The following is a 26,485-nucleotide window of genomic DNA, read 5'->3' on the forward strand; positions in this document are numbered from 1 at the left end:
TACGCTTGTCCTCCGGCACCGTCCGGGGGGCCGGAGTCCGTGGCCCGCGTCGAGATCGTCTGGATTCCCAGGTGCCCAAACTTTCGGTAATCGTCCCCTTCCGCAATATTCAGCCGTACGCGCACGACATGTTGTGCGGGCTGGCCAACAACGCGGGGGCGGACACCGAGTTCATCCTCGTCGACGATCACTCGACGGACGGCACCCCGGAGATCCTGGCCCACTGGGAGCGCCGGCTGCCGGGCATGAGGGTGATCCGGCACGAGCAGAACAAGGGCGTCGCCCAGTCCCGCAACAGCGGACTGGACGCGGCCGGCGGGACGTACGTGACCTTCCTGGACGGCGACGACTGGTACGCCCGTGGCTACCTCGACGAGCTCGTCGCCGGCATCGAGCGGCTGGACTGCGACTTCGTGCGCACCGGGCACGTCAAGACCACCGGCACCGAGCGGGTCGTGCACCGCCCCCCTGCCAGGCGCTGGGACGCCGTGCTCGACCCGCGCGACGCGATCACGCCCTCGCACGTGTCGACCATGGTCGACTACCCCTTCGTCTGGGCCGGGATCTACCACCGCCGGCTCTTCGAGGACGGCGGCATGCGCTACAGCACCAGCCTGCGGACCGCGGAGGACCGCGAGTGGGTCTGGCGGCTGCACCTGACGGCCCGGTCCTTCGCGGTGATCCGCCCGGTCGGGGTCTTCTACCGGCGCGGGGTCAGCGACTCGCTCACCCAGATCAGCGACGGCCGGCAGCTGGACTTCATACCCGCCCACGACGCGATACTCGACGACGTGCTCGCCGACCGCGAGGCCGAGCGCTTCCTGCCCAAGATCGTCCGCACCTACTGCGCGCTGATCGCCTTCCACATGTCCAACGTGCGGCGCTACGACGCCGGGACCGGCAGGCAGCTCAAGCGGCAGTCCGCCGTGGCCCTGGCCCGCATGCCGCAGGAAGTGCTGGACCGGACCCTCGCCGAGATGGACGTCCAGCGCGCGCACGTGCTCCAGCGGCTGCGCGCCGACGCGCGGAAGGCGGCCTGACGATGACCCTGCCGACGGCCGAACGGGCTGAGGAGAGCATGAACCACGACCGGGCCCAGATCTTCGAGGTCTCGACCCTCTACGGCGCCGCGACCCTCGCCGCCGCCCTGGACGCAGGCGCCTTCGGGCCCCGTACCGGGACCCGGCGCATCCTGCTGGTGAGCAACAACGCCCCGGTCCCCGAGACGGTCGTCCAGCTCTCAGACATGCACGGGTACCAGCGGATCGTCACCCGCTTCGACGAGGTCGTCTCGTGGAACGAGGTGATCCACCCGCACCGGCCCTCCAAGTGGGCCCCGTTGGAGGACGAGAGCTCCATCTGGCAGCGGCTGTTCCGGCACTCCTGGGGCCTGGGTGACGTCCCCGTCGAGCTCGTGGTGGAGTCCATCCAGGTCAACCCGGCACGCGCGCTCGCCACGATCTTCGCCGAGAGCGCCGTCCACGTGTACGCGGACGGCCTGATGAGCTACGGGCCCACCCGTGAGAAGCTGCCGGGCCCCCTCGGCAACCGCGTCCAGCGGGTCCTCCACCTCGACCTGGTCCCCGGACTGCGTCCGCTGCTGCTGGCGGAGACCGGCGCGGAGCCCGAACTCGTCCCCGACGACGCCTTCAGGGCCGTGCTCAAGGAGATCGCCGTCGAGGCGGCGGACGACCCCCGGCTCACCGCCCTCGCCCAGGACCCGCCGACCGCGGTGCTGCTCGGCCAGTACCTCGCCGCCCTGCGCATCCTCACCCCGCAGGAGGAGGAGGAGCTCCACGTCACCATGGTGCGCGGCGCGATCGCCGCGGGTCACCGCTCGATCGTCTTCAAGCCCCACCCCACGGCGCCGGCCGGCTACTCCAAGGCGATGGAGGAGGCCGCGGCGGCCGAGGGCGCGCGGCTGCGCGTCCTGGACGGCCCGCTGCTGGCCGAGACGCTGTACGAGGTCTGCCGGCCGGAGCTGGTCGTCGGCTGCTTCTCCACCGCGATGCTCACCGCGAGCGCCTACTACGACGTCGCGATCGCGCGGGCCGGGACCCGTCTGGTGCTGGACCGGCTCACGCCGTACCAGAACAGCAACCGCGTCCCGCTGACCATCGTCGACCACCTCGTGCCCGACGTCGCCGGCCCGGGTGCCCAGGGCGGGGCCGCCGCGGAACTCGCCCCGCTCGTGCGGGCCGTGGGCTTCTGCATGCAGCCCAGGATGCACCCCGGGCTGCGCGAGGAGACCGCGGCGTGGCTGCGGGACCACCTCGGCCCGGACACCGAGTACTACTTCCGGCGCCGCCGCCTCACCTCGCTCGGGCTGCCCGGCGGCGGCCCGCTCAGCGCCGCCCAGCGGCTGCGCGGCAACACCACCGTGCGCCGCATGGCGCGCGTGGCCCGCCGCCTCCGGTCCCGCCGTTAGCCGCTAACGCCCGACCTGCCCCAGCCAGGTCAGCGTCCGCCGTACCTCCAGCGAGAAGGGGTGGTGCGGGCCGTGCACCCGGTCGGAGTCGTACAGCAGGCGGGACAGCACGTCGTGGGCGGCCATGCGGTCGCCCACCGACAGCAGCAGGTGGCCGATGCGGCGCCGCACCTCCAGCGGCAGCTCCGGGTCGGTGGCGCGGTACTGCTCGAAGGAGGGCAGCAGCGCCCGGTACTCGGCGAGCGCCGCCGGGGCCTCGCCCAACTGCTCCAGGCACTGCGCGGCCTCGTAGCGGTACTGCAGCGACTGGCGGCCCAGCGGCCCCGACTCGGCGGCCGGTTCGTCCGCGAGCCGGCGCAGCTCCGGCAGGGCGCGGCGGTACTGGCCGTCCTCCATCAGCGTGGCCGCGTACTGCTTGCGCAGCATCCGCACCACCGGTGACTGCTCGCCGTGCTTCTCCGCGGCGGCCGGCAGCACGCCGCCCAGGATGTCGACCGCCTGCGTGATGCGTCCGGCGTCGAGCAGCCGCTTCACCTCGTCGACGGCCTCCGCGATGCCGTGGCCGGCGGGGGCCCCGGTCGCGCCCGGGGCGGGAGTGGGCTGCGAAGGGGCGGCCGGCCGGTCGGGCCAGGGCGCGAGCGGACGGAGGAAGGGGCGGGTGGGGTCCATCGGCCCGAGGGAGCGGTGGACGACGCCGGGCACCGGCAGCAGCGGCGCCAGCCGGCGGTAGGTCTCCTGGGCGTCGGCCGGGCGGTGCTGCGGGTCCTTCGCCAGCAGTTGCAGCACGAGCGCCTCCAGCGGTTCCGGCACCTCCGGGCGCACCTGCCGCAGCGGCACGGGCTGCTCGTACAGATGCCGGTGCAGCACGCCGAGCGCCGTGGCGCCCGCGAACGGGACCGTGCCGCTGACCAGTTCGTGCAGCAGCACCCCGAGTGCGTACAAGTCGGTGCGGGGCCCGACGGCGCCGCTCATCGCCTGCTCGGGCGCCATGTACGCGGGCGTCCCGATGGGTGTGCCGGTGTGGGTGAGCCGCGTCGTGTCGGTGTCGAGCACGGAGGCGACGCCGAGGTCGAGGACGACCATGGTGCCGTCCGGACGCACCATCACGTTGCGGGGCTTGAGGTCGCGGTGCACGATCGGCACCGCGTGCACCGCCGACAGCACGGCGCACAACTGCGCGGCCACGGCGACCGCCCACGGCCAGGGGTAGGGGTCGTGCTCGGCGAGGTGGTCGGCGAGGTCGGCGCCCTCCACGTACTGCATGACGAAGTACAGCTCGTCCGCGTCGCTGCCCGCGTCGTGGACGGTGACCAGCCCCGGATGGTCGACCTGGGCGGTGACCCGGCACTCCCGCTCGAAGCGCCGGCGCAGCTCCTCGGCGTCGGCGCCGCCGGCCACCTTGTCCGGGCGCAGCAGCTTCACGGCCACCCGCCGGTCCAGCCGCCGGTCGTACGCGGTCCACACCTGGCCCATGCCGCCCTGACCGAGGACCGTGGCCAGCTCGTAACGGCCGGCGACGATCCGTCCGTTCACTGACCGCCCTCCTGCTTGCGCAGCAGGTCGCTCAGCTCGTCCAGTTCGGCCCGCACCTGGTTGATCCGCGGCGGGTGCGGGTGCGGGGGCGCGGGCGACTGCGGCGGCACGGGGGCCTGCGGCGCGGCGGGCGGGGGCGGGGTCGTGCGGTAGGGGTTGTAGTCCACCGGCGGTTGCGGCGGCGCCTGCTGGTGCGGCGGGGGGTACGGCACGGTCGTGGCGTACGACGGGTAGCCGGGCACCGCGGCCGCCCGGTGCAGCGCCAGGTCGGCCACCAGGTAGTGGACGCCGACCAGGGGGACGAGGGCGATGGCGGTGAGCATCGCCACGTCGGTCCAGGGGCTCTCCTCCGGCAGCGTGCCGACGGTCGCGAAGGAGGCGATGCTCACCGCGGTGCAGATCCAGAAGAACACCCAGTCCATGGTCCGGCGCCGCTGGATGGCCAGGTGCAGCAGCGGGAGGCCGGACAGGAAGCCGCAGCTGATCGCGGTGATCGTGAGGAAGATGACACGGAGCGTGATCGCCGTGGCCTTGGACTGAGCGGGTGGGTACGGCGGGACCGGGCCGGGGCCGTTCATCACTGCTCTCGTACTCCCTGGACATCAGTGCGGAGGACAGCTGCGGGTGGTATCGCGAGAGTATCCGCCGTCGCCGACGGGCTGTCACCCGATCCCGTAACTATTCGGGACGCACCGTGCCGTCGGTCAGCCCGTCGTAGAGCCCCTGCACCAACTGCTCACCCAGCTGTCCCGCCAGCCGCAGGGTCTCCTCGAAGGCGGCCAGGGTGCGGAAGCGTTCCCCGTACCGGCGCTGGTCGGCCGGCGGCAGCCGCGGCACCTGGAGCCGGCGGACGTCCAGCCGGGTCGCGGTGGAGGCGTAGCTGCTGGCCTGGCGGTTGTTGGCGGTGCCGCGCAGGAAGCCGGCGAGGAACCAGGGGTCCAGGGCGGCCGGGTCGGGGCGCAGCAGGTGGAGGTTGCGGCCGAGGGCCGCCCCGGCGGTGGCGGCGTCGACGACGCGGGCGGCCGAACCCCGGCCGAGCACCGGGACGACCACGTCGCCCTCCCGCGTCAGGACCGGCTCCTCCCCGGGCGGCCCCTCGGGCAGGCTGCCGCTCGGCGCGCCACCGCCGAGGACGTCGTGCTCGGTGAGCACGGCGGGACCGCCGTCGGGGCGGGCGCTCCCGGTGCCGCCCGCGCGCAGCACCAGCGCCCCGGCACGGGCCAGTTCGCCGACCGTGGTGAGCGGCCAGCGGGCGGGCTCGGCCGCCCCGGCGGGGGCGGGGGTGAGTTCGGAGGTGCGCAGCAGGGTGGCGGCCAACCGGTCGCGCACCCCGGCGAGTTCGGCCGCCCCGCCGCCCGCGGCGGGCGGCGGCAGGTGGCGGGCGGGGGCCAGGTCCACGTCGTCGTCGAGCAGGTCGATGACCTTCAGGGCGCGGCTCACGCCGGGCCGCTCCTCCGTGGTGCCGTGCCGGTCGAAGGAGTGCCAGGCGTCCAGCACGGTGGCGCGCACCGACTGCCAGGGCACCTTCTCGCCGCCGGGGGCGGCGTCCTGCGACCCCGCGGTGTCGACCAGCAGCAGGTGCGGGGAGGCCGCCGTGCCGGCGCCCGGCCTGCGCAGCACCCACAGGTGGAGCGGGATGCCGTACGGGGGCGCGGCGCCGGCCGGGAGCGCGACCACCGCGCGCAGGGCGCCGCGCCGCAGCAGGTCGGCCCGGATCCGGCGGCCGGAGCGGCGCGAGGCGGCGGCGGGCGGCATCAGCAGCACGACGGTCCCGCCCTCCCGGACCCGGGCCAGGCAGTGCTGCACCCAGGCGAGTTCGGACTCGGTGCGGGCCGGGAAGCCGTACTCCCAGCGGGGGTCGTAGGCGAGGTCCTCGTGGCCCCAGTTGCGCTCGTTGAACGGCGGGTGGCACAGCACCGCGTCGGCGGCGAGCCCGGGGAAGGCGTCGGCGCGCAGGCTGTCGCCGCCGGCCACCCGCACCACCGCGGCGGGGTCGGCGTGCAACGCCAGCCGCAGCGCCGCCAGCGCGGCCAGGTCCGGGTCGGCCTCCTGGCCGTACACCTCGTGCGGGGCCTCGACGGCACGCAGCAGGGCGCCGGTGCCGCAGGCGGGGTCCAGCACGGTACGGGCGGGACCGGCGAGCGCGGCCATCAGCTCGGCGGGCGCGGCCGGGGTCAGCGTGTACTGCCGGGGGTTGGCGTCCAGGTGGCGTCCGAGCAGGAACTCGTAGGCCTGGCGCGGGCCCATCCCGGCGGCGAGCTCGGCGGCGCCGCGCAGCAGTTCGGCGTCGACGGGGGTACCGAGGGCGAACCGTCCGCCGAAGTGCCGCTCGAAGAGGTCCCGTACGGCGTCCTCGGCCTCGGCGCGCTCCATCCGGGGCCCGTCGGCGGGGTGTTCACGGACCAGCAGGCAGACGGCGCCGGCCTGCCGGAGCGCGGCCGCGGTGCCCGAGGGATGGGACTCGGCCCGCTGCCAGACCCGTTCACGCAGCGGGACCTCGGCGAGTTTGCCCTGGGCGCGGAGCCAGCTCTCGACCTCCGACAGCGCGAAGGCCGGGCTGGTGTCGGTGCCCCCCACCGGCTTGGGGAAGTCGGCGTGCCTGCGGCGCCAGTTGCTGACGGCCGCCCGCCCCACCCCGGCCAGCCGTGCGATCCCGGCTGCGGTCACCTCGCTTGCGTTCTCCGGCACCTGGCTGGCTCCCTTCCCGCGGCGGGGGTGCGGTTGTGGCCCCGAGCATACCGGTGAACGAAAGATCCGGACCTTCACGCGTGAACTCATGTGAATCGAGATTTTATGTTGACTCGGTTCACAGCTCATGCTGTGATTGACCCATCGGTTCACGAAGCCCGGGCGCTCCGCCGGCCCGCAACCGTCATCCACACGCTGTCCAACAAGGGGGACGACCCTCATGACCACCACTCGCGGAGCGCTCACCGCGCTCGGCTGCGGCACCGCCGCCCTCACGATGGCCGCCTGCGGCCCGCTCGGTGGCGCGGCGGAACCGGCGTCCACCGGCCTCGCCGACCAGCCGGCCACCACCATCGAGAAGAAGGCCGTGGCCGCCATGAAGTCCGCCCCGGCGATGACCGTCGACCTCGACGGCATCTCCGACGGCGAGCGGATGAAGTTCCGCATGACGATGACCAGGACCGGCGACTGCAAGGGCGAGGTCACCGCCGAGGGCGGCACCGTCCAGCTCGTCAAGGCGGGCCCCTCGCTCTACATGAAGGGCGACGACGCCTTCTGGAAGTCCCAGGGCTCCGACGGCGCCGCGATGAAGGACCTCCTCGCCGGCCGGTGGATGAAGACCAAGGCCGACACGCCGGACAACAAGGACCTCGTGGAGGCCTGCGACCTGAACGCGTTCCTCGCCGAGGTGGAGAAGGACTCGGACGGCGAGCTGGGCGGGAAGAAGGGCGAGCCCACCACCGTGGCGGGCACGCCCGCCGTGCCGATCACCAGCAAGGACGGGGCCGAGACGACCACCGCCTACGTGGCCACCGAAGGCAAGCCGTACGTGCTGAAGGTGGTCGTCAAGGGCGGCAAGGAGCCCGGCACGATGCTCTTCTCCGACTTCGACGAGTCGGCCGCGATCACCGCCCCGGCGGCCAAGGACACCGTCGACATCGACAAGCTCGCCGGCTGAGCCACCGGCTACGATCCCCGGGCCCTGGCGCGCGCCGCGCCAGGGCCGTCCCCTTCCCGAGAACGGCGGAACGCACCATGGAAGACCGGATACCCGACGACATCGCCGCCCTCGCCGCGGCCGAGGGCCTCGGGCGGCACCGCCTCACGATCATGCCGAAACGGCACGGCTTCCTGATGACGTGCAACTTCGTGTTCATGATCCTCGTGGGGCTGGCCTGCTTCGTGCTGCCCGGGCTCTGGTTCCTCCACCATGCCCTGCGCACCCCCAACTTCTCCCGCAAGGCCGCCGCCCGGCGCCTCCACTTCTTCGAGTTCGGGCTGGTCGAGATCGACCACGCCGGCGTCCCCGCCGCCTTCCGCTGGGACTCGATGACGGTGCTGCAGGAGATCACCGAGTCCTACGTCAACGGCGTCCACGTCGCCACCGGTTACCGCTACACGCTGCACAAGCCGGACGGCACGGTCCGCAAGATCCTCAACTTCTACGCGGAGCCGGAGCGGTGGGGGCCGTTCATCCAGCAGGAGGTCGCCGGGTTCCAGCTGCCGGGAATGCTGCGGATGCTGGCGGAGGGGCGGACGCTGACCTTCGGGGACATCTCGGTCAACCGCTCCGGCGTCGCGACGCCGAGGCGCGGGGCCGTCACCTGGCAGGAGATCGAGGGCGTCCGGGTCGCCGACGGCGTGCTCGTGCTGAAGAAGGCCGGCAAGTCCCTGTCCTGGTCGTCCAAGAAGGTCAAGGACATCCCGAACTTCCTCCTCTTCCTCTCCCTTGTGGACGAGCTGCGCCGAACCGCCGTCGTGCACTGACCGTTCGGGCGCCGTACGCCCCCTGCCGGGCCCCACCTCCCACCCCCTAGAGTGCCAAGGTGCGTACAACCAGGGCGGGAACGGCAGCGGCAGCCGTCGCCGTGCTGCTCGGCGTGGGTCTGGCCGGGTGCACGGGCGAGGGCCTCGGCAGCGGCACGGGCAGCGGGGCCGGGAGCGACGGGGCGCCGAAGGGCGGCGCGCTCAAGGCGGTCGGCGACCTGGCGGTGAAGGGCCGGGCGCCCAAGACGGGCTACGCGCGGGACGAGTTCGGCGCGGCCTGGGTGGACACCGACCACAACGGCTGTGACACCCGCGACGACATACTCCGCCGGGACCTCACCGGGACCTCCTTCCGCGCCGACCGGGGCGGGGACTGCGTCGTCGCCTCGGGCACCCTCGACGACCCCTACACCGGGAAGCGGATCGACTTCACGCGCGGCCGCAGCACGGTCGACATCGACCACGTCGTGGCGCTCAGCGACGCCTGGCAGAAGGGCGCCAAGTACTGGTCCCGCGACAAGCGCAAGCAGATCGCCAACGACCCGCTGAACCTCCTCGCCGTCGACGGCCCGACCAACCGCGGGAAGGGCGACGGCGACGCCGCGACCTGGCTGCCGCCGGACAGGGCCTTCCGCTGCCCGTACGTGGCCCGCCAGGTGGCGGTGAAGAAGAAGTACGGGCTGTGGGTCACCGGGGCCGAGAAGGCCGCCATGGAGAAGGTGCTGGACACCTGCCCCGACGAGCCCCTGCCGGACGCCGGCAGGCCGGTGACGTCCGGCGGCGGGAACGGCGGCGACAGCGGCGGCTCCGGTTCGGGCGACGGGAAGGAGGGCACCGCCCCCTCGCCGGGTGCCTCGTACGCGAACTGCGCCGCGGCCCGCGACGCCGGCGCGGCCCCGCTGCACCGCGGCGACCCCGGCTACTCCCGGGCGCTGGACCGCGACGGCGACGGGGTCGCCTGCGACACCTGAGGTGCCGCGGATCGTTTGTGCACTGTGTTGTGCGGATCGCTGGATATCCCGGTGCCCTGCTCAATATCCTCGATCACTGCATCACTGCCAGGTCGTGCACCGTCGCTCGATCCCTTGCCGGGAGGCAAAAATGCTCCGCCGCAGGACTGCTCTCTCCGCCACCGCCGCCGCAGCCGTGCTGCTCGCAGCGCCACTGCTGACCTCCTGCGGCACGCCGCACGCGGGTGCCGCGGCCGTCGTGGACGGCCGGCAGATCACCGTGGAGACGGTCCAGGCGAAGGTCGCCGCGGTGCGCGCCGCGCAGGAGAAGACCCCGCAGGCCGCCCAGCTCATCGAGGCCAGCAGCGACCTCCAGCGCAACGTCGTGCACCGGCTGGTGCAGAACGAGGTGATCGAGGAGGCGGCGCAGGACGTGGGCGTCTCCGTCACCCGCAACGAGCTCCAGGAAGCCCGCGGGGACACCGAGAAGCAGGCGGGCGGCAAGGCGGCGCTGGAGGCCCAGCTGCTGCAGACCTACGCGATGGTGCCCGCCGACATCGACGAGAGCATCCGCACCGACCTGCTGATGCAGAAGGTCGCCGCCCACTACGGCGCCGACGTGCAGACCCCCGAGGGCCAGACGGCGCTGATCAAGGTGCTGCGCGACACGTCGAAGAAGCTGAACATCGACGTCAACCCGCGCTACGGCAAGTGGAACTCCGACAAGCTCGACCTGGACGCCACCAAGGACCCGTGGCTGACCGAGGTGAGCCGCCGCGCCGCCCAGGCCTGATGCACCGGAACCGGGGCCGGGTCCGACCTCGGACCCGGCCCCGGCGCCGTTGCGCGGCGAGGTAGTTTCGTCGGGTGGACCACTCCGATGACTCCGCCCGCCCGGGCCGCCTGGTACTGCTGACCACCACCCACCGGGTCGCCCCCGGCCTGCTCTCCTGGCCCGCCTGGGAGCTGCTGCGCGCCGCCGACCTGGTCGTCTGCCCCGACCCGGGGCACCCGCAGCTGCCGTACCTGCGCGAGGCCGGGGTCGCCGTCGAGCCGTCCGCGCCCAGCGGGCGGGAGCTGGTCGACCTCACGGAGGGCGGCCGCACCGTGGTCTACCTGGCCGGCGGCGAGGGCGACCGCGCCGTCACCGACGAGCTCGCCCGGCTCGGCGGCTCCGGCCGGGTCCGCATGCCGGACCTGGAGCTGCTGCCCGGGTCCTACGACCTGCCGGGCGCGCGGCTGCTCGACCTGGTGCAGGTGATGGACCGGATCCGCCGCGAGTGCCCCTGGAGCAGCGTCCGTACCACCCGGGAACTGGTGAAGTACGGCATCGAGGAGGTCTACGAGCTCGCCGAGGCGGCCGAGGAGGGCGACCGGGAGGCCCTGCGCGAGGAACTCGGCGACGTGCTGCTGCAGGTCGTCTTCCACGCGCGGATCGCCCAGGACGACCCGGAGGAGCCGTTCTCGATCGACGACGTCGCCGCCACCATCGTGGAGAAGCTGATCCACCGGCACCCGCACGTCTTCGGCGACGAGGTCGCCGAGACGCCGGAGGACGTCCGCGAGCACTGGCTGCGCACCAAGGCGGAGGAGAAGCGGCGCGGCTCGGTCACCGAGGGCATCCCCCTCGGCCAGCCCGCGCTCGCCCTCGCCGCCAAGCTCGGCTCCCGGGCCCGCCAGGCGGGCCTGTCCGTGGCCGTCCCCGGCCAGGACGCCGCCGACACCGGTGAGCGCCTGCTGGCGCTCGCGCTCGCCGCCCAGGAGGCCGGCATCGACCCGGAGTCCGCCTTGCGGGCCGCCGCACGCCGTTACCGGGACGCGATCCTGGAGGCCGAGAAGCAGGCCTGACCCTCCGCTCCGGGTCTTCCCCGCTGTCCCGAGTGAGTTGGGACAGAGCGGGTAAATGGGTCATATGATGCGAGCACTGGAACAGATCCAGCTGGCCGTGCCGCACGATTACATCGTCGGCATCGCGCCGCTGGTAGTGGGCATTTTCCTGGTCGGGATCCTCGTCGGCGCGGTGTCGATCGGGATGTGGGCCCGGGGCAAGGAACCGCCCCCCGAGCAGAAACCGCAGCCTCGTGGCGGGGCGTGGCACACCCGCCAGGAGTACGGCCGGGAGACCCCGGCCGACCACGGCCCCGGCCACCAGGACGGTGAGCGGCACACGCTCACCGAATGGCGGGAGCCGGACGAATGGCCGCAGGACGGCGTCCGGCGCCTCCCGCACTCCCTCAAGGGTTTCGGCAACTGGGGCTCCCACGGCGTGCCCGGTCCCGAGGGCGCCACCCGCGGCCCCGCGGGCAGCCGTAGCCCCGAGGGTGGCACCCGCAGTCCCGCGGGCACCGCGGGCGGGTCCCCGGGCGGCGCTCCCCGAGGCGCACCGACCCGTTCCGGTCCGGGACAGGAGGAAGGCGGCAAGGAAGAGCACTGAGCCGCGGCCACCGGGCCCGGCCGTGGCCGCTCTAGGCTGGCGGCCATGCGCATCGACGTAAGGCACGCGTGGCCGCGCGACGAGGCGGAGGCCCGGGCCCTGCAGGACCGGCTCCGTCCGCTGGCGGACCACCGCGGGCCCGGCCCGCAGCGACCGCGGTACGTGGCCGGACTGGACGTCGCCTACGGCGGCGGTCACGGTGTCGAGGGCGACACCGTCGCCGCCGCCGTCGTCGTGCTCGACACCGCGACGCTGGCCCCCGTCGAGCAGGTCACGGCGACCGCCCGGGCCACGTTCCCGTACGTCCCCGGGCTCTTCGCCTTCCGCGAACTGCCCGTGCTGATCGACGCGCTGGAGAAGCTCTCCGTCACGCCCGACCTGCTGCTCTGCGACGGCCAGGGGCTGGCGCACCCGCGGCGCTTCGGGCTCGCCTGCCACCTGGGCGTGGTCACCGGCCTGCCGGCGGCGGGGGTGGCGAAGACGCCCTTCGTCGGCACCTGGGACCCCGCCGCGCTCGGTGACGCCCGGGGATCGACCGCGCCGCTGGTGGACGCGGGGGAGACGGTGGGACGGGTGCTGCGGACCCAGGCCGGGGTGAAGCCGGTCTACGTCTCGACCGGCCACGGTGTCGACCTGGACACCGCCTGCCGCCATGTGCTCGCCCTGGCCCCCTCCTACCGCCTCCCGGAGACGACCAGGCTCGCCGACCGGCTCAGCCGCGACCGGCTAACGTCATGGGGTGCATGAGAGCGTGACCCCCGACCCGGGCATCCCGGCCGCCCCCGAGCTGTTCACCTGGCAGTTCGCGACCGATCCGTACCCCGCGTACGCCTGGCTGCGCGAGCACTCCCCGGTGCACCGCACGACCCTGCCCAGCGGGGTGGAGGCCTGGCTGGTCACCCGGTACGCGGACGCCAAGCAGGCGCTGGCCGACGTACGGCTCAGCAAGAACCCCGTCCACCACTCCGAACGCGCCCACGCCAAGGGCAAGGTGGGCATCCCGGGCGAGCGCAGCGCCGACCTGATGACGCACCTGCTCAACATCGATCCGCCCGACCACACCCGGCTGCGGCGGCTGGTCTCCAAGGCCTTCACCCCGCGCCGGGTGGCGGAGTTCGCGCCGCGGGTGCAGGAGCTCACCGACCGGCTGATCGACGGTTTCGCCGCCAAGGGCGAGGCGGATCTCATCCATGAGTTCGCGTTCCCGCTGCCGATCTACGCCATCTGCGACCTGCTGGGCGTCCCCGCCGAGGACCAGGACGACTTCCGCGACTGGGCGGGCATGATGATCCGGCACGGCGGCGGGCCGCGCGGGGGTGTGGCCCGCTCGGTGAAGAAGATGCGGGCCTACCTGCTGGAACTGATCCACCGCAAGCGCTCGGAGCTCGGCGACGACCTGATCTCCGGGCTGATCCGGGCGAGCGACCACGGCGAGCACCTGACCGAGAACGAGGCCGCCGCGATGGCCTTCATCCTGCTCTTCGCGGGCTTCGAGACGACCGTCAACCTCATCGGCAACGGCACCTACACCCTGCTGCGCCACCCGGAGCAGCGGCGGCGGCTCCAGGACTCCCTCGCCCGCGGCGAGCGCGAGCCGCTCGCCACCGCCGTCGAGGAACTGCTGCGCTACGACGGGCCGGTGGAGCTGGCGACCTGGCGGTTCGCGACCGAACCCCTCACGGTCGGCGGGCAGTCCGTCGCCACCGGCGATCCGGTGCTGGTCGTGCTGGCGGCCGCCGACCGCGATCCGGAGCGCTTCGCCGACCCGGACACCCTGGACCTGTCGCGCCGCGACAACCAGCACTTGGGGTACGGCCACGGCATCCACTACTGCCTGGGCGCCCCCCTCGCGCGGCTGGAGGCGCAGTCCGCCCTGGCGACGTTGCTGACCCGGCTGCCGGACCTGCGACTGGCCGCCGAGCCGGCCGACCTGAGGTGGCGCGGCGGCCTGATCATGCGGGGTTTGCGGACCCTGCCGGTCGCCTTCTCACCGGAACGTGACTGACAGGACGTCAGAACGTGATCTTCGCGTGATCCGTGAGACACCGACTTGTGATGCATGGGCCAAGACCACTACCGTCGGGCGCCATCGCAGTATTCGAATGTGAAAGGCGATGCCGCAATGCTGAAGTCCGGGAACGGCCGACACCGCAAGCCGCGTCAAGCCCCGACCGCCATGGTCGCGGTCGCGGCGACCGGGGCGGGCCTCACGCTCCCCCTCTTCGCAGCGAGCGGCGCCAGCGCCGCCGACGCCAACAGCACCTGGAACGCGGTCGCCATGTGCGAGAGCGGCGGTCTGTGGAGCTCCAACACCGGCAACGGGTTCTTCGGCGGCCTGCAGATCACCGAGGAGACCTGGGAGCAGTACGGCGGCGCCCAGTACGCCGAGCGTCCGGACCTCGCCAGCCGCAACGAGCAGATATCCGTGGCCGAGAAGATGCTCGCGGAGCTCGGCCCGGACGCGTGGTCCGGCTGCGCCGACTCCTCCGGGCTCACCGACGCCCTCGACGACCTGCTGCACGGCGGCCGGGACCAGGACGGTCAGGGAACGGGCGACTCCACCGGCTCCGGCGACCAGGACACCGACGGGGACGGCGCCACCTCCGGCGACGACAGCACGGGCACCACCTCGCCGGGCACCGACGAGGACACCACCGCCACCCCGGACGCCGACGCGACCGAGGGCCCCGGCGTCTCCGCGACCCCCTCCGCCGACGACAAGGGCGAGGGCAAGGGCACCGGCAAGCACCGCAAGCCGGAGGCCGGAACCGCCACCGACGGCACCGCCACCGGGAACACCGCGGGTTCGACCGGTACCCCGAACGGCGACCCCGCCGGCCTGCCGGCCCACTTCGTGGAGGGGGAGGCCGCCTGGGGCGTCGTCCCGCTCACCACCGACACGCGCGCGGAGACCAAGAAGGCCGACACCGGCCGGGACAGCGGCACCAGCGCCAAGACCACCACCGGCAGCCGCTACCTGGTGCAGGAGGGCGACTCGCTCTGCGAGATCGCCATGGAGCAGCACGTCGGCGGCGGCTGGCGCGGCCTGTACGACGCGAACCGCGACGTCATCGGCGACGACCCGAACGTGATCAGCCCCGGCTCGTACCTGGACCTCGGCCGCTGAGTCCCCCGTGCGCCGCCGGGCCGGGAGTCCACCCCCGCCCGGCGGACACCGGCTGACATCGGGCTGAACTTTCTCCTCCGTTCCGCGCACGGGCGCGTCCATCCCCCGAGCGTGCCCGGCCGGGGCTTTTCGGGTCGGTTAGGCTCATGCCGAAACGAAGAGACATCCAGAAGGAGACCCACGTGCCGTCCATCGACGTCGTCGTAGCCCGGGAAATCCTCGACTCGCGAGGCAACCCCACCGTCGAGGTCGAGGTCGGCCTCGACGACGGCAGCACGGGCCGTGCAGCCGTCCCCTCCGGTGCGTCCACCGGTGCGTTCGAGGCCCTCGAGCTCCGCGACGGTGACAAGAGCCGTTACCAGGGCAAGGGCGTGGAGAAGGCCGTGCTGGCCGTCATCGAGCAGATCGGCCCGGAGCTGGTCGGCTACGACGCGACCGAGCAGCGGCTGATCGACCAGGCGATGTTCGACCTGGACGCCACCCCGGACAAGTCCTCGCTGGGCGCCAACGCCATCCTCGGCGTCTCGCTGGCCGTGGCCCACGCCGCCTCCGAGGCCTCCGACCTGCCGCTCTTCCGCTACCTGGGCGGCCCGAACGCCCACGTGCTGCCGGTCCCGATGATGAACATCCTGAACGGCGGCTCGCACGCCGACTCCAACGTGGACATCCAGGAGTTCATGATCGCACCCGTGGGCGCGGAGTCCTTCTCCGAGGCCCTGCGCTGGGGCGCCGAGGTCTACCACACCCTCAAGGGGGTCCTGAAGGAGCGCGGCCTGTCCACCGGCCTCGGCGACGAGGGCGGCTTCGCGCCGAACCTGCCGAGCAACCGCGACGCCCTCGACCTGATCGTCGAGGCCATCAAGAAGGCCGGCTACCAGCCCGGCCAGGACATCGCGCTCGCGCTCGACGTGGCCGCCTCCGAGTTCTACAAGGACGGCAGCTACTCCTTCGAGGGCAAGTCCCTGTCGGCGGCCGAGATGACCGCGTACTACGCCGAGCTGGTGGCGGCGTACCCGCTGGTCTCCATCGAGGACCCGCTGAACGAGGAGGACTGGGACGGCTGGAAGACCATCACCGAGGAGCTCGGTGACAAGGTCCAGCTGGTCGGCGACGACCTGTTCGTCACCAACCCCGAGCGTCTGCAGCGCGGCATCGACAGCGACACCGCCAACGCGCTCCTGGTCAAGGTCAACCAGATCGGCTCGCTGACCGAGACCCTCGACGCGGTCGAGCTGGCCCAGCGCAACGGCTACAAGTGCATGATGTCGCACCGCTCCGGCGAGACCGAGGACGTCACCATCGCCGACCTCGCCGTCGCCACCAACTGCGGCCAGATCAAGACCGGCGCCCCCGCGCGCAGCGAGCGCGTCGCCAAGTACAACCAGCTGCTGCGCATCGAGGAGATCCTCGACGACGCCGCGGTGTACGCCGGCCGCTCCGCGTTCCCCCGCTTCAAGGGCTGACCTCGTCCGGTGCCGCCCGCCGCGTCCGCGGCGGGCGGCACCGTGCGCCAGCAAGGGCCACCCGAACCCACCGGAGGTGCACGTGCCGGATCGCTTCTCCACCGCGACACGCATCCGTGCCCTCGGGGCACAGGCGCAGGCCCGCGTCTATCGCGCGGCCGGCCGCCCGCGGCCCGCGCTGCCCCGTGGCCGCAACCGGCTGACCGGCCGGGCCGCGCTGCTGGCGCTGGTCGTCTGCGCCCTGGTCGTCGCCCTCGCCTACCCCATGCGTCAGTACGTGGCGCAGCGCTCGCAGATCGCCGACCAGCGCAAGCAGGCCGAGCAGGCACGCAAGCGGGTGGACGAGCTGCGGGAGGAGAAGGCCCGCTGGCAGGACCCGGAGTACGTCAAGGCGCAGGCCCGGGCCCGGCTGCACTACGTACTGCCGGGCGAGACGGCGTATACGGTGGTGGAGCCCACCGGGGCCGCGGCTCCCGAGGACTCCGGCGCCCGCCGCAGCGACAGCGCGGCCCGCCGCCCCTGGTACGCGAACCTGTGGGACGGCGTCGACCACGCGGACGCCGCCGCCACCGCAGCACATCGTTGACGCAAGCCCCTGAGAGAGACACGCCCAGGCATGGAAAAGCCCCCGCCGCAGACCGAGCACGCCCCGCCCACCGAGGCGGACATCGCCGCCTTCAAGGAGCAGCTCGGCCGCCCGCCGCGCGGCCTGCGGGCCATCGCGCACCGCTGCCCCTGCGGCAACCCCGACGTGGTGGAGACGGCGCCGCGCCTGGAGGACGGGACGCCGTTCCCGACGCTGTACTACCTGACCTGCCCGCGCGCCGCCTCGGCGATCGGCACCCTCGAGGCCGAGGGCGTCATGAAGGAGATGACGGCCCGCCTCGCGCAGGACGAGGAGCTGGCCGCCGCCTACCGCGCCGCGCACGAGGACTACGTCGCCCGCCGGGACGCCATCGAGGTCCTGCAGGGCTTCCCCAGCGCCGGCGGCATGCCGGACCGGGTGAAGTGCCTGCACGTCCTGGTGGGCCACTCCCTCGCGGCCGGCCCCGGGGTGAACCCGCTGGGCGACGAGACGATCGCGATGCTGCCCGAGTGGTGGCGCAAGGGCCCGTGCGTGAGCCCGTGCGGCGCCGCCGGGCAGGAGGAGGGCGAGGACCGGTGACCCGGGTGGCAGCCATCGACTGCGGTACCAACTCCATCCGCCTGCTCGTCGCGGACGCGGACCCCGCGACCGGTGAGATCAAGGACCTGGACCGCCGGATGACCATCGTCCGGCTCGGCCAGGACGTGGACCGCACCGGCCGGCTCGCCCCCGAGGCCCTGGAGCGCACCTTCGCGGCCTGCCGCGAGTACGCGGGCGTGATCGAGGAACTGGGGGCGCGCAAGGTCCGTTTCGTGGCCACCTCCGCCTCCCGTGACGCCTCCAACCGGGACGACTTCGTGCGCGGGGTGGTGGACATCCTCGGCGTGGAGCCCGAGGTGATCACCGGCGACCAGGAGGCGGAGTTCTCCTTCACCGGCGCCACCGCGGAGCTGGCCGGACGTACGGACCTGGAACGGCCCTTCCTGGTCGTGGACATCGGCGGCGGCTCCACCGAGTTCGTCGTCGGCGACCGCCACGTCACGGCCGCGCGTTCGGTCGACGTCGGCTGCGTGCGGATGACCGAGCGTCACCTGGTCCGCGACGGCGTGGTCACCGACCCGCCCACCGCCGCGCAGATCGCCGCCATGACGCGGGACATCGACGCCGCCCTCGACCTCGCCGAACGGACCGTCCCGCTGCGCGAGGCCCGCACCCTCGTCGGCCTGGCCGGGTCCGTCACCACGGTCGCCGCGATCGCGCTGGACCTGCCCGAGTACGACTGGGCCGCCATCCACCACTCCCGCGTCCCGGTCGGGACGGTGCGGGAGATCAGCGCGCGCCTGCTGGCCGCCACGCACGCCGAACGCGCCGCGATCCCGGTGATGCACCCGGGACGGGTCGACGTGATCGGCGCGGGTGCCCTGGTACTGCTGCGGATCATGGAGCGTACGGGTGCCCGGGAGGTCGTGGTCTCCGAACACGACATCCTCGACGGGATCGCCTGGAGCATCGCCTGAGCAGGGCCTTTTCCAACTGAGCGGGCCTTGGGGGCGGGCGTGACACGCCCGCCCCACAAAGTTCGTGAATTTCTTCACATGAAAGTTCCCGCCGGACGGCCCAACTTTCCGGGACCGGGACCCCGCGAACCCTCCAAAACCCTTGGTGCGCCCGTGTTTCGGCGGTGTTGCGGGACGGTGGCGGGGTGCCCCCGGATGCCGATCGCCGCTGGTCGGACGGGGCGCTCAACGCCCGCGCCGCCCACCGGGTTCCCCCTGGGCGCTGTGGCCCTGGTCACGAAGCGGCGCAGTGTAGCAGAGGGCACCGCAAACCTTGTGAAGGGGCTCACGAGGTACCCCCTGGGGCGTGGTGAATACTCGAAGCATGAGCACCACGGAGCGTCCCAGGATCCTCGTAGTAGGCGGAGGGTACGTCGGCCTGTACGCGGCGCGGCGCATCCTCAAGAAGATGCGTTACGCGGAAGCGACGGTGACCGTCGTCGACCCGCGCTCGTACATGACGTACCAGCCGTTCCTGCCGGAGGCCGCCGCCGGCAGCATCTCCCCCCGCCACGTCGTGGTGCCGCTGCGCCGCGTGCTCCCCAAGGCGGAGGTCCTCACCGGCCGGGTCACCACCATCGACCAGGACCGCAAGGTCGCGGTCGTCGAGCCGCTCGTGGGCGAGACCTACGAACTGCCCTTCGACTACCTGGTGGTCGCCCTCGGCGCCGTCTCCCGCACCTTCCCGATCCCCGGCCTCGCCGAGCACGGCATCGGCATGAAGGGCGTCGAGGAGGCCATCGGCCTGCGCAACCACGTGCTGGAGCAGCTCGACAAGGCCGACTCCACCAACGACGAGGACGTCCGCCGCAAGGCGCTCACCTTCGTCTTCGTGGGCGGCGGCTTCGCCGGCGCCGAGACGATCGGCGAGGTCGAGGACATGGCCCGCGACGCGGCCAAGTACTACACCAACGTCAAGCGCGAGGACATGCGCTTCATCCTCGTCGACGCCGCCGACAAGATCCTCCCCGAGGTCGGCCCGGAGCTGGGCACCTGGGGTCTGGAGCACCTGCGCGAGCGTGGCATCGAGGTCTACCTCGGCACCTCCATGAGCTCCTGCGTCGACAAGCACGTGGTGCTCGCCAACGGCCTGGAGGTCGACGCCTCCACCATCGTGTGGACCGCGGGCGTCAAGCCCAACCCGGCGCTCGCCCGGTACGGCCTCCCGCTCGGCCCGCGCGGCCACGTGGACACCGCCCCGACGCTCCAGGTCCAGGGCACCGACTACATCTGGTCCGCCGGTGACAACGCCCAGGTCCCCGACCTGGCCTCCGGTCCCGGCGCCTGGTGCCCGCCGAACGCCCAGCACGCGCTGCGCCAGGCCAAGGTGCTCGGCGACAACGTGGTGTCCGGCATGCGCGGCTTCCCGCAGAAGGAGTACAAGCACGCCAACAAGGGCGCGGTGGCCGGCCTCGGCCTGCACAAGGGTGTCGCCCTGATCCGCTTCGGCAAGCTCAAGCTGAAGTTCAAGGGCCGCCTGGCCTGGTACATGCACCGTGGCTACCACGGCATGGCGGTTCCGACCTTCAACCGCAAGATCCGGGTCCTCGCGGACTGGACGCTGGCGATGTTCCTCAAGCGCGAGGTCGTCTCGCTCGGCGCCATCGAGAACCCGCGCGAGGAGTTCTACGAGGCCGCCAGGCCGGTCCCGGCCGCGGCGGTCCCCGCCGAGGCCGCCAAGGCCAAGGCCTGAGCAGGTAGCAGTCCGGCCGAAGGGCGTCCGCCATCCGTGGGGCGGGCGCCCTTCGCCGTGCCCGTGTCCCTGGCCCCGGGGCACAGGACATGAGATGGGTAGAGGTAAAGAAGCGGTAGTGCGGGAATGTCGGTGTATCCCGCATCCGTTTCCCAGCCCAGTGGACCCGTCTTCATGGAGGCACGGAGGTACCCGCCATGGCCGATGCGGCCGGACGACTGACCGCTCTCGCCGAGCAGGCGCTCGGCGTTCCCCTCCCGCTGCGCATCCGCGCGTGGGACGGCAGCGAGACCGGACCGCCCGACGCCCCGACGCTGGTCGTGCGGCACCGCCGGGCGTTGCGCCGGCTGCTGTGGAAGCCCGGCGAGCTCGGCCTGGTCCGCGCCTGGGTGGCCGGCGAACTCGACGTCGAGGGCGACCTGTACGAGGCGCTGGACCGGCTCTCCGGGCTCGTCTGGGATCGCCCCACCGAGGACGACGGGGCGTCACCGCGCCGTCTGCTCGGTCTCGTGCGCGATCCCGAGACCTACCGGCTGGGCCGGGAGGCCCTCGCCCTCGCCGGACCCGGACTGCCGCCGCCCCCGCCGCCGGAGGAGGTCCGCCGGCGCTCCGGGGTGCTGCACAGCCCGGTCCGCGACCGGCAGGCGATCAGCCATCACTACGACGTCGGCAACGACTTCTACGAGCTGGTGCTCGGCCCGTCCATGGTCTACTCGTGCGCCTACTGGGAGGGGCCCGACGCGACCCTGGAGGACGCCCAGCGGGCCAAGCTGGACCTCATCTGCCGCAAGCTGGAACTGCAGCCCGGGCAACGGCTGCTGGACGTCGGCTGCGGCTGGGGCTCCATGGTGATGCACGCCGCCGAGCACTACGGCGTCCACGCCACCGGCGTCACGCTCTCCACCGAGCAGGCCTCCTCCGCGCGCAAGCGGGTCGCCGACGCCGGCCTCGCCGACCGGATCGACATCCGCGTGCAGGACTACCGGGCGGTCGACGACGGGCCGTACGACGCCATCTCCTCGATCGGCATGGCCGAGCACGTGGGCCGCGAGCGCTACCGGCAGTACGCCGGGGTGCTGTACGGGCTGCTGCGGCCCGGCGGGCGGCTGCTCAACCACCAGATCGGCCGTCGCCCCTGGGCCGACGAGGAGGCCTACCACGTCGACGAGTTCATCGACCGGTACGTCTTCCCCGACGGCGAGCTGGCCCCGGTCGGCTCCACCGTCTCCCGGCTGGAGGAGGCCGGGCTCGAGGTACGGGACGTGGAGGCGATCCGCGAGCACTACGCCCTGACCCTGCGGCAGTGGGTCGCCAACCTGGAGGCGCACTGGCCGGAGGCCGTCCGCCTCGCCGGAGCCGGCCGCGCCCGTGTCTGGCGGCTGTACATGGCGGCCTCCGCGCTCTCCTTCGAGCAGAACCGCATCGGCGTCAACCAGGTGCTCGCCGTCCGCCCGACCAAGGACGGCGGCTCCGGGATGCCCCGTACCCGGGCCGACTGGCTGGGCCCGGGCCGGCAGGACTGACCCGCCGCGGGGCGGAGGCCGACTCGGCCTCCGCCCCGCGGGCGGTTCCGCCGTCCCGCTACTCGGCCTTGATGGCCTCGAGCATGTTCAGCCGGGCCGCCCGCCGGGCCGGCCACAGCGCGGCCAGGACGCCCACCAGGGCGGCGATCGCCAGGAACACCCCGATCCTGTCCCAGGGCAGCGTCATCGCGTAGCTCGGCAGCTGGGGCTTGATCAGCCCGCCGACGGCCCAGGCGAGGAACACCCCGAGCCCGAGGCCCAGCACCGCGCCGAACAGCGAGATCACCAGGGACTCCAGCCGGATCATCCGCTTGACCGCGGCACGGTCCAGGCCGATCGCGCGCAGCATGCCGATCTCGTGCTTGCGCTCGAAGACCGACATCGCCAGCGTGTTGATCACACCCAGCACCGCGACGAGCACGGCCATCGCGAGCAGCCCGTAGAGGATGTTCAGCATCAGGTCGATCGTGGAACTGAGCTCGCGGGAGATGGCCGCCTTGTCCTGGACCTTGATCACCGGGTTCTCGCCGAGCGCCTTCACCAGCGCGTCCTGGTTGGCCTCGTCGGCGCCGCCGGCCATCCGCACCAGCACCCGCATGTCCCCTGCCTCGGGGGTGTGCGGGGTGACCGTGGCGTTGTCCACGATCACGCCGTTGATGAGGTCGCCGCCCTCGTAGACGCCGCCGATAGTCAACCGCCCCTTGGTGCCGTCGTCGTAGCGCACCGGCAGGCTCTGCCCGGTGTGCCAGCCGCGCCGCTCGGCGGTGTCGGAGTCCACGACCATGGAGTCGCCGTGCACCGCGGCCAGGGAGCCATGGGTGAAGTCCAGGGTGAGCAGCCGCCCGATCTGCGGCGCGTCGACGCCGGTGACCCACTCGTCCTCGCCGCCCAGTTCGGTGTGCGCGTCGCGCACCGCGCTGGAGCCGCTGACGCCGTCGGTGCCGGCGACCTGCTCGGCCACCTCGGGGGAGAGGTTCCGGCCGGTGGCCATCGTGATCTGGTAGTCGGCCTTCAGGTGGGCGGCGGCCATTTCGTCCACGGTGGTCTTGACCGAGATGGCCACCACCGTGAGGGCGGTGATCAGGGTGAGGCCGATCATCAGGGCCGACGCGGTGGCGGCGGTGCGCCGCGGGTTGCGCACCGAGTTCTGCCGGGCGAGCTTGCCCGTGACCCCGAAGGGCCGCAGCAGCGGCGCGGCCGCGGCGACCACCGGCCGGGACAGCAGCGGCGTGAGGACGAAGACGCCGATCAGCAGCAGCCCGGCGCCGCCGCCCAGGACCATGTTGCCGTCGTCCTTCATCCCCGAGCCGGCCAGCACCAGGACGACACCGGCCGCCGACAGCAGCGCGCCGAGCGTGTTGCGCAGGAGCAGGCCCTTGACGGTGGCCGGGGCGTGCACGCTGCTCATCGCCGCGACCGGCGGGATCTTGGCGGCCCGGCGGGCCGGCAGCCACGCGGCGAGCATGGTGACGCCCACACCGACCGCGAGCGCCGCCCCGGCCGTGCCGGGCTGTACGGCCAGGGCGCCCTCGGGCAGTTCCGCCCCGGCCGAGCCGAGCACCGCCCGCATCACCGCCGCGATGCCGATGCCCAGCAGGAATCCGGTGGCACCGGCCACCACGCCCACCACGAGGGCCTCGCCCAGCACCGACCGCGTCACCTGCCGCCGGCTGGCGCCGACCGCGCGCAGCAGCGCGAGTTCCTTGGTGCGCTGGGCGACGAGCATGGTGAAGGTGTTCGCGATGATGAAGATGCCGACGAAGAGCGCGATGCCGGCGAAGCTGAGCAGGGTGGTGTTGAAGCTGCTGAGGTCGGAGGCGATCTGCCGGGCCTCGTCGTCCGCCAGCTGCTGCCCGGTGGTCGCGGTGGCGTCCTTGGCGTGGCGCGGTAGCAGCTTTTCGATCGCGGCCCTGAGCGTTGCCTGCGCGGTGCCCGGGGCCGCCTTGACGTCGATCTCCTCGTACGTACCCGGCTTGCCGAAGAGCTTCTGGGCCGTGGCCGTGTCGAAGAGCACCAGGCTGCCGCCCGCGGCGACGTTGCCGTCGTCGGTGGAGAAGACGCCGGTCACCTTCTGCCGCATCACCGGGCCGTCGATGGACATCCGGACGGTGTCGCCGACGGCGTAGCCCGTCCGCTCCGCGGTCTTGGAGTCCAGCGCGATCTCGGAGGAGGTCCGCGGGGCGCGTCCCTCGCGTAGCGGATAGCGGTCCGCACCGGCGTAGTTGCCGCCGCGGGTGGACCAGCCGTCGCCGACCAACCGGCCGTCCTTGCCGGCGATCGCGGTGAAGCCGGTGACGGTCGCGGTGGTGGACCCGGCGCCGGGCAGGCGGCCGATCTCGTCCACCAGCCGCTGGGGGAGCGGATGGTCGACGTCCCCGTAGGTGACGGCGACCGAGACGTCGGAGTAGCTCCTCGCGGAGGCCTTGCGGAGGGCATTGCCGATGGTGTCGGTGAACACCAGGGTGCCGGAGACGAAGGCGACGCCGAGCATCACGGCGAGCACGGTCATCAGCAGTCTGGCCTTGTGCGCGAGCACATTGCGCAGGGCGGTACGGAACATGTCAGGGCTTGTCTCTCGGTCGTGGCTCGTGGTCGGCGGCGCGGATCAGCTGGTGCGGCCCTTGGCGTCGAAGCGCTTCATGCGCTCCAGCACCGTGTCCGCGGTCGGGCCGTGCAGCTCGTCGACGATCCGCCCGTCGGCGAGGAAGACCACGCGGTCGGCGTAGGAGGCGGCGACCGGGTCGTGGGTGACCATGACGACCGTCTGGCCGAGCTCCTTCACGGAGTTGCGGAGGAAGCCGAGGATCTCCGCGCCGGAACGGGAGTCGAGGTTGCCGGTCGGCTCGTCGGCGAAGATGATCTCGGGCCGGCTGGCCAGTGCCCGGGCGACGGCGACCCGCTGCTGCTGTCCGCCGGACAGCTGGGAGGGCCGGTGCGACAGCCGCCCGGACAGTCCGACCGTCTCGACGACCCGGTCCAGCCACTGCTTGTCGGTCCTGCGGCCGGCGATGTCCATCGGGAGCGTGATGTTCTCCGCGGCCGTGAGCGTCGGCAGCAGGTTGAACGCCTGGAAGACGAAGCCGATCTTGTCCCGGCGGAGCTTGGTGAGCTGCTTGTCCTTCAGCGAGGACAGCTCGGTGTCGCCGATCCGCGCCGAGCCGGACGAGACGGTGTCCAGGCCCGCCATGCAGTGCATCAACGTGGACTTGCCCGAGCCCGAGGGGCCCATGATCGCGGTGTACTCGCCGGCGCGGAACTCGACCGTCACCGCGTCGAGCGCGACGACCCGGGTCTCGCCCTCCCCGTAGACCTTGCTCAGATCGGTGGCGCGGGCGGCCGTGGCCGTGGCGGTGGGGTGTGCGGTGGTGGTGGACGGCACGCTGCTCCTGTCGGGACGGGGGGAGTCGATCGGACCCCTCCATCGTCCCGACGGGAGACGTCGCCGGGATCCGTCCACATCGTGGTTCTGCAGGCAGTCCCGAGAGGTACGCGCGGACCCCCGCGTCCTACTTGGGGATGACGGGGACCCCGACATCCCGCCCCCGGGTGGAAGCGATTTCGCGTCATATGCAGCGGGTGCGGTCCGCCGTCCGGACCGCCCCGGGCCTGTGCTTTCCTCCGGGCGGAACGAATCTGATGGTCCGTCAGTCAGCCTTAAAATCAGACAACATGACGAATCCTGGGCCCTGTTCCACCCGCCCCGCCGGATAGGCTCGTACTGCGCTCTCGCACCGCCACGCCCGGATGGTGGAATGCAGACACGGCGAGCTTAAACCTCGCTGCCCCTTGCGGGCGTACCGGTTCAAATCCGGTTCCGGGCACTCACTTCCTCACCGGCGTGACACCACCGCCACGTTCTCAGCCCTGTTCCCGTTCCACCGGGAGCCACAGTTCGGCCTCCGCCTCGGTCCCGTCCGCGGACGGACGGGCGCGCAGGATCTCGGGGCCGGGGCGGCTGCGGTACGGGTTGGAGGGGAACCACTGGGTGAACACGTCCCGCCACAGCTCCTGGATGGCCTGCGGCGCCGGCCCGGAGGTGGTGAAGACCGCCCAGGTGCCCGCGGGGACGGGGAGGACCGTGGTGCCGTCGGGTGCGGCCGCCGTCGTGATCACCCCCTGGTGGTAGTCGAGCTCCGTGCCTTCGGCGCGGCTCGGGTCCAGGTCGTCGCAGACCGCGACGACCCCCCGCGGTTCCTGGTCCGACAGTTCCTCCAGACGTGCCATGAGCCGCGGGTCGATCCCGCGGACGAAGTCGACGATCGCCTGGTTCGGCCCCGAGTGCACCAGGGGGACCCGGGCCTTGAGGCCGACGACCCTGAAGTCCGGCCTGTCCACGACGCGGTAACGCATGCTGCTGCTCCCTTCGACGGTGAGGCGGAAGGCCAACCGGGGCTGGGAGACCAGCGCGGCGCCGGTGCGCCGGGCCTCGCCCGGCCCGACCCCGTGCACGGCGCGGAACGCCCGCGCGAAGGCCTCGCCCGATCCGTACCCGTAGCGCACCGCGACCTCCAGCAGCGTCGCGGGCCCCGCGAGCACCTCCGCGCCGGCGACGGTCAGCCGGCGGCGCCGTACGTACTCCGAGAGCGGCATGCCCGCGAGCGCGGAGAACATCCGGCGCAGGTGGTACTCCGAGGTGCCCGCGACACGCGCCAGCGCGGCCACGTCGACCTGCCCGTCGAGATGGTGCTCGATGTGCTCCAGGGCCTGGTTGAGACGTTCCAGCACTCCCGGTCCCCT

Annotated in this window: 23 protein-coding genes, 1 tRNA gene and 1 pseudogene; 19 read left to right on the top strand and 6 right to left on the bottom strand. The window is 72.7% G+C overall.

Going from position 1 to position 26,485, the window contains the following annotated elements; genetic code table 11:
- Positions 1 to 71: 71 nt before the first annotated feature.
- Together OG937_26230 and OG937_26235 are read left to right on the top strand one after the other, a co-directional pair.
- Entirely contained in the window at positions 72 to 1,040 is a 969-nt protein-coding gene (locus tag OG937_26230; protein ID WUD74945.1) for a glycosyltransferase, read from the top strand.
- Between the two features lie 2 nt (positions 1,041 to 1,042).
- Positions 1,043 to 2,428, top strand: coding sequence for an alpha-2,8-polysialyltransferase family protein (locus tag OG937_26235; protein WUD74946.1), 1,386 nt, complete (start codon positions 1,043 to 1,045; stop codon positions 2,426 to 2,428).
- Between the two features lie 3 nt (positions 2,429 to 2,431).
- On the opposite strand, the gene OG937_26240 is transcribed toward OG937_26235, so the two are convergent.
- The 3 genes from OG937_26240 to OG937_26250 form a co-directional block, all read right to left on the bottom strand.
- The gene (locus OG937_26240) at positions 2,432 to 3,961 is read right to left on the bottom strand and encodes a serine/threonine protein kinase (protein WUD74947.1); all 1,530 of its coding nucleotides are present in this window, start codon (positions 3,959 to 3,961) and stop codon (positions 2,432 to 2,434) included.
- Positions 3,958 to 4,539 carry a hypothetical protein gene (locus OG937_26245; protein WUD74948.1) on the bottom strand — a complete coding sequence of 194 codons (582 nt, stop codon included), beginning with the start codon at positions 4,537 to 4,539 and terminating at the stop codon, positions 3,958 to 3,960. The genes OG937_26240 and OG937_26245 overlap by 4 nt, the downstream gene beginning before the upstream one ends.
- Before the next feature lie 100 nt (positions 4,540 to 4,639).
- Positions 4,640 to 6,649, bottom strand: coding sequence for an N-6 DNA methylase (locus OG937_26250; protein ID WUD74949.1), 2,010 nt, complete (start codon positions 6,647 to 6,649; stop codon positions 4,640 to 4,642).
- 220 nt (positions 6,650 to 6,869) lie between these two features.
- Between OG937_26250 and OG937_26255 the strand changes: the two genes are divergently transcribed.
- The 16 genes and pseudogenes from OG937_26255 (at position 6,870) to OG937_26330 (ending at position 21,748) form a co-directional block, all read left to right on the top strand.
- Positions 6,870 to 7,607 carry a hypothetical protein gene (locus tag OG937_26255; GenBank protein WUD74950.1) on the top strand — a complete coding sequence of 246 codons (738 nt, stop codon included), beginning with the start codon at positions 6,870 to 6,872 and terminating at the stop codon, positions 7,605 to 7,607.
- Positions 7,608 to 7,684: 77 nt separating this feature from the next.
- Complete coding sequence (locus OG937_26260) at positions 7,685 to 8,416, top strand: hypothetical protein (GenBank protein ID WUD74951.1); 732 nt, start codon at positions 7,685 to 7,687, stop codon at positions 8,414 to 8,416.
- A gap of 59 nt (positions 8,417 to 8,475) precedes the next feature.
- Positions 8,476 to 9,168, top strand: a pseudogene (locus OG937_26265) (HNH endonuclease family protein).
- A 15-nt stretch (positions 9,169 to 9,183) separates the two neighbouring features.
- Complete coding sequence (locus tag OG937_26270) at positions 9,184 to 9,387, top strand: excalibur calcium-binding domain-containing protein (GenBank protein WUD78888.1); 204 nt, start codon at positions 9,184 to 9,186, stop codon at positions 9,385 to 9,387.
- A 130-nt stretch (positions 9,388 to 9,517) separates the two neighbouring features.
- Complete coding sequence (locus tag OG937_26275; GenBank protein WUD74952.1) at positions 9,518 to 10,159, top strand: SurA N-terminal domain-containing protein; 642 nt, start codon at positions 9,518 to 9,520, stop codon at positions 10,157 to 10,159.
- Between the two features lie 74 nt (positions 10,160 to 10,233).
- Positions 10,234 to 11,214 carry a nucleoside triphosphate pyrophosphohydrolase gene (locus OG937_26280; protein ID WUD74953.1) on the top strand — a complete coding sequence of 327 codons (981 nt, stop codon included), beginning with the start codon at positions 10,234 to 10,236 and terminating at the stop codon, positions 11,212 to 11,214.
- Between the two features lie 64 nt (positions 11,215 to 11,278).
- On the top strand, positions 11,279 to 11,800 hold the full coding sequence (locus OG937_26285) for a DUF6479 family protein (GenBank protein ID WUD74954.1): 522 nt from the start codon (positions 11,279 to 11,281) through the stop codon (positions 11,798 to 11,800).
- 45 nt (positions 11,801 to 11,845) lie between these two features.
- Entirely contained in the window at positions 11,846 to 12,547 is a 702-nt protein-coding gene (locus OG937_26290; protein ID WUD74955.1) for an endonuclease V, read from the top strand.
- A complete protein-coding gene (locus OG937_26295; GenBank protein WUD74956.1) occupies positions 12,540 to 13,805 on the top strand; it encodes a cytochrome P450 in 1,266 nt (421 codons plus the stop codon). Before OG937_26290 ends, OG937_26295 begins: the two co-directional genes overlap by 8 nt.
- A gap of 117 nt (positions 13,806 to 13,922) precedes the next feature.
- Entirely contained in the window at positions 13,923 to 14,927 is a 1,005-nt protein-coding gene (locus OG937_26300; protein ID WUD74957.1) for a transglycosylase family protein, read from the top strand.
- A gap of 182 nt (positions 14,928 to 15,109) precedes the next feature.
- Positions 15,110 to 16,390 (top strand): phosphopyruvate hydratase, encoded by a 1,281-nt coding sequence (gene eno / locus OG937_26305; GenBank protein WUD74958.1) that lies wholly within the window; start codon positions 15,110 to 15,112, stop codon positions 16,388 to 16,390.
- Between the two features lie 82 nt (positions 16,391 to 16,472).
- The gene (locus OG937_26310; protein ID WUD74959.1) at positions 16,473 to 16,976 is read left to right on the top strand and encodes a septum formation initiator family protein; all 504 of its coding nucleotides are present in this window, start codon (positions 16,473 to 16,475) and stop codon (positions 16,974 to 16,976) included.
- A gap of 30 nt (positions 16,977 to 17,006) precedes the next feature.
- Entirely contained in the window at positions 17,007 to 17,555 is a 549-nt protein-coding gene (locus OG937_26315) for a DUF501 domain-containing protein (GenBank protein WUD74960.1), read from the top strand.
- Positions 17,552 to 18,493 (top strand): Ppx/GppA family phosphatase, encoded by a 942-nt coding sequence (locus tag OG937_26320; GenBank protein ID WUD74961.1) that lies wholly within the window; start codon positions 17,552 to 17,554, stop codon positions 18,491 to 18,493. The genes OG937_26315 and OG937_26320 overlap by 4 nt, the downstream gene beginning before the upstream one ends.
- A 364-nt stretch (positions 18,494 to 18,857) precedes the next feature.
- Positions 18,858 to 20,225 carry an NAD(P)/FAD-dependent oxidoreductase gene (locus OG937_26325; GenBank protein ID WUD74962.1) on the top strand — a complete coding sequence of 456 codons (1,368 nt, stop codon included), beginning with the start codon at positions 18,858 to 18,860 and terminating at the stop codon, positions 20,223 to 20,225.
- A 197-nt stretch (positions 20,226 to 20,422) separates the two neighbouring features.
- Positions 20,423 to 21,748, top strand: coding sequence for a cyclopropane-fatty-acyl-phospholipid synthase family protein (locus tag OG937_26330; protein ID WUD74963.1), 1,326 nt, complete (start codon positions 20,423 to 20,425; stop codon positions 21,746 to 21,748).
- Between the two features lie 58 nt (positions 21,749 to 21,806).
- Here the strand turns inward: OG937_26330 and OG937_26335 are convergent, their stop codons facing one another.
- On the bottom strand, positions 21,807 to 24,308 hold the full coding sequence (locus OG937_26335) for an FtsX-like permease family protein (protein ID WUD74964.1): 2,502 nt from the start codon (positions 24,306 to 24,308) through the stop codon (positions 21,807 to 21,809).
- Between the two features lie 45 nt (positions 24,309 to 24,353).
- Positions 24,354 to 25,127, bottom strand: a complete 774-nt coding sequence (locus tag OG937_26340) for an ABC transporter ATP-binding protein (protein ID WUD74965.1) — start codon at positions 25,125 to 25,127, stop codon at positions 24,354 to 24,356.
- Between the two features lie 359 nt (positions 25,128 to 25,486).
- Between OG937_26340 and OG937_26345 the strand changes: the two genes are divergently transcribed.
- Positions 25,487 to 25,569 (top strand) — tRNA-Leu (locus tag OG937_26345).
- Positions 25,570 to 25,606: 37 nt separating this feature from the next.
- Here OG937_26345 and OG937_26350 read toward each other — a convergent pair.
- The gene (locus OG937_26350) at positions 25,607 to 26,473 is read right to left on the bottom strand and encodes an AraC family transcriptional regulator (protein ID WUD74966.1); all 867 of its coding nucleotides are present in this window, start codon (positions 26,471 to 26,473) and stop codon (positions 25,607 to 25,609) included.
- Positions 26,474 to 26,485: the final 12 nt, after the last annotated feature.

The organism is Streptomyces sp. NBC_00510, assembly GCA_036013505.1.
Classification (GTDB): Bacteria; Actinomycetota; Actinomycetes; order Streptomycetales; family Streptomycetaceae; genus Actinacidiphila.

Excerpts from the sequence above, each read along its gene's own strand:
- OG937_26275 (WUD74952.1), top strand. The coding sequence starts at position 9,518 with ATGCTCCGCCGCAGGACTGCTCTCTCCGCCACCGCCGCCGCAGCCGTG.
- OG937_26255 (WUD74950.1), top strand. The coding sequence starts at position 6,870 with ATGACCACCACTCGCGGAGCGCTCACCGCGCTCGGCTGCGGCACCGCC.
- OG937_26315 (WUD74960.1), top strand. The coding sequence starts at position 17,007 with ATGGAAAAGCCCCCGCCGCAGACCGAGCACGCCCCGCCCACCGAGGCG.
- OG937_26325 (WUD74962.1), top strand. The coding sequence starts at position 18,858 with ATGAGCACCACGGAGCGTCCCAGGATCCTCGTAGTAGGCGGAGGGTAC.
- OG937_26300 (WUD74957.1), top strand. The coding sequence starts at position 13,923 with ATGCTGAAGTCCGGGAACGGCCGACACCGCAAGCCGCGTCAAGCCCCG.
- OG937_26290 (WUD74955.1), top strand. The coding sequence starts at position 11,846 with ATGCGCATCGACGTAAGGCACGCGTGGCCGCGCGACGAGGCGGAGGCC.
- OG937_26285 (WUD74954.1), top strand. The coding sequence starts at position 11,279 with ATGATGCGAGCACTGGAACAGATCCAGCTGGCCGTGCCGCACGATTAC.
- OG937_26335 (WUD74964.1), bottom strand. The coding sequence starts at position 24,308 with ATGTTCCGTACCGCCCTGCGCAATGTGCTCGCGCACAAGGCCAGACTG.
- OG937_26245 (WUD74948.1), bottom strand. The coding sequence starts at position 4,539 with ATGAACGGCCCCGGCCCGGTCCCGCCGTACCCACCCGCTCAGTCCAAG.
- OG937_26330 (WUD74963.1), top strand. The coding sequence starts at position 20,423 with ATGGCCGATGCGGCCGGACGACTGACCGCTCTCGCCGAGCAGGCGCTC.
- OG937_26260 (WUD74951.1), top strand. The coding sequence starts at position 7,685 with ATGGAAGACCGGATACCCGACGACATCGCCGCCCTCGCCGCGGCCGAG.
- OG937_26235 (WUD74946.1), top strand. The coding sequence starts at position 1,043 with ATGACCCTGCCGACGGCCGAACGGGCTGAGGAGAGCATGAACCACGAC.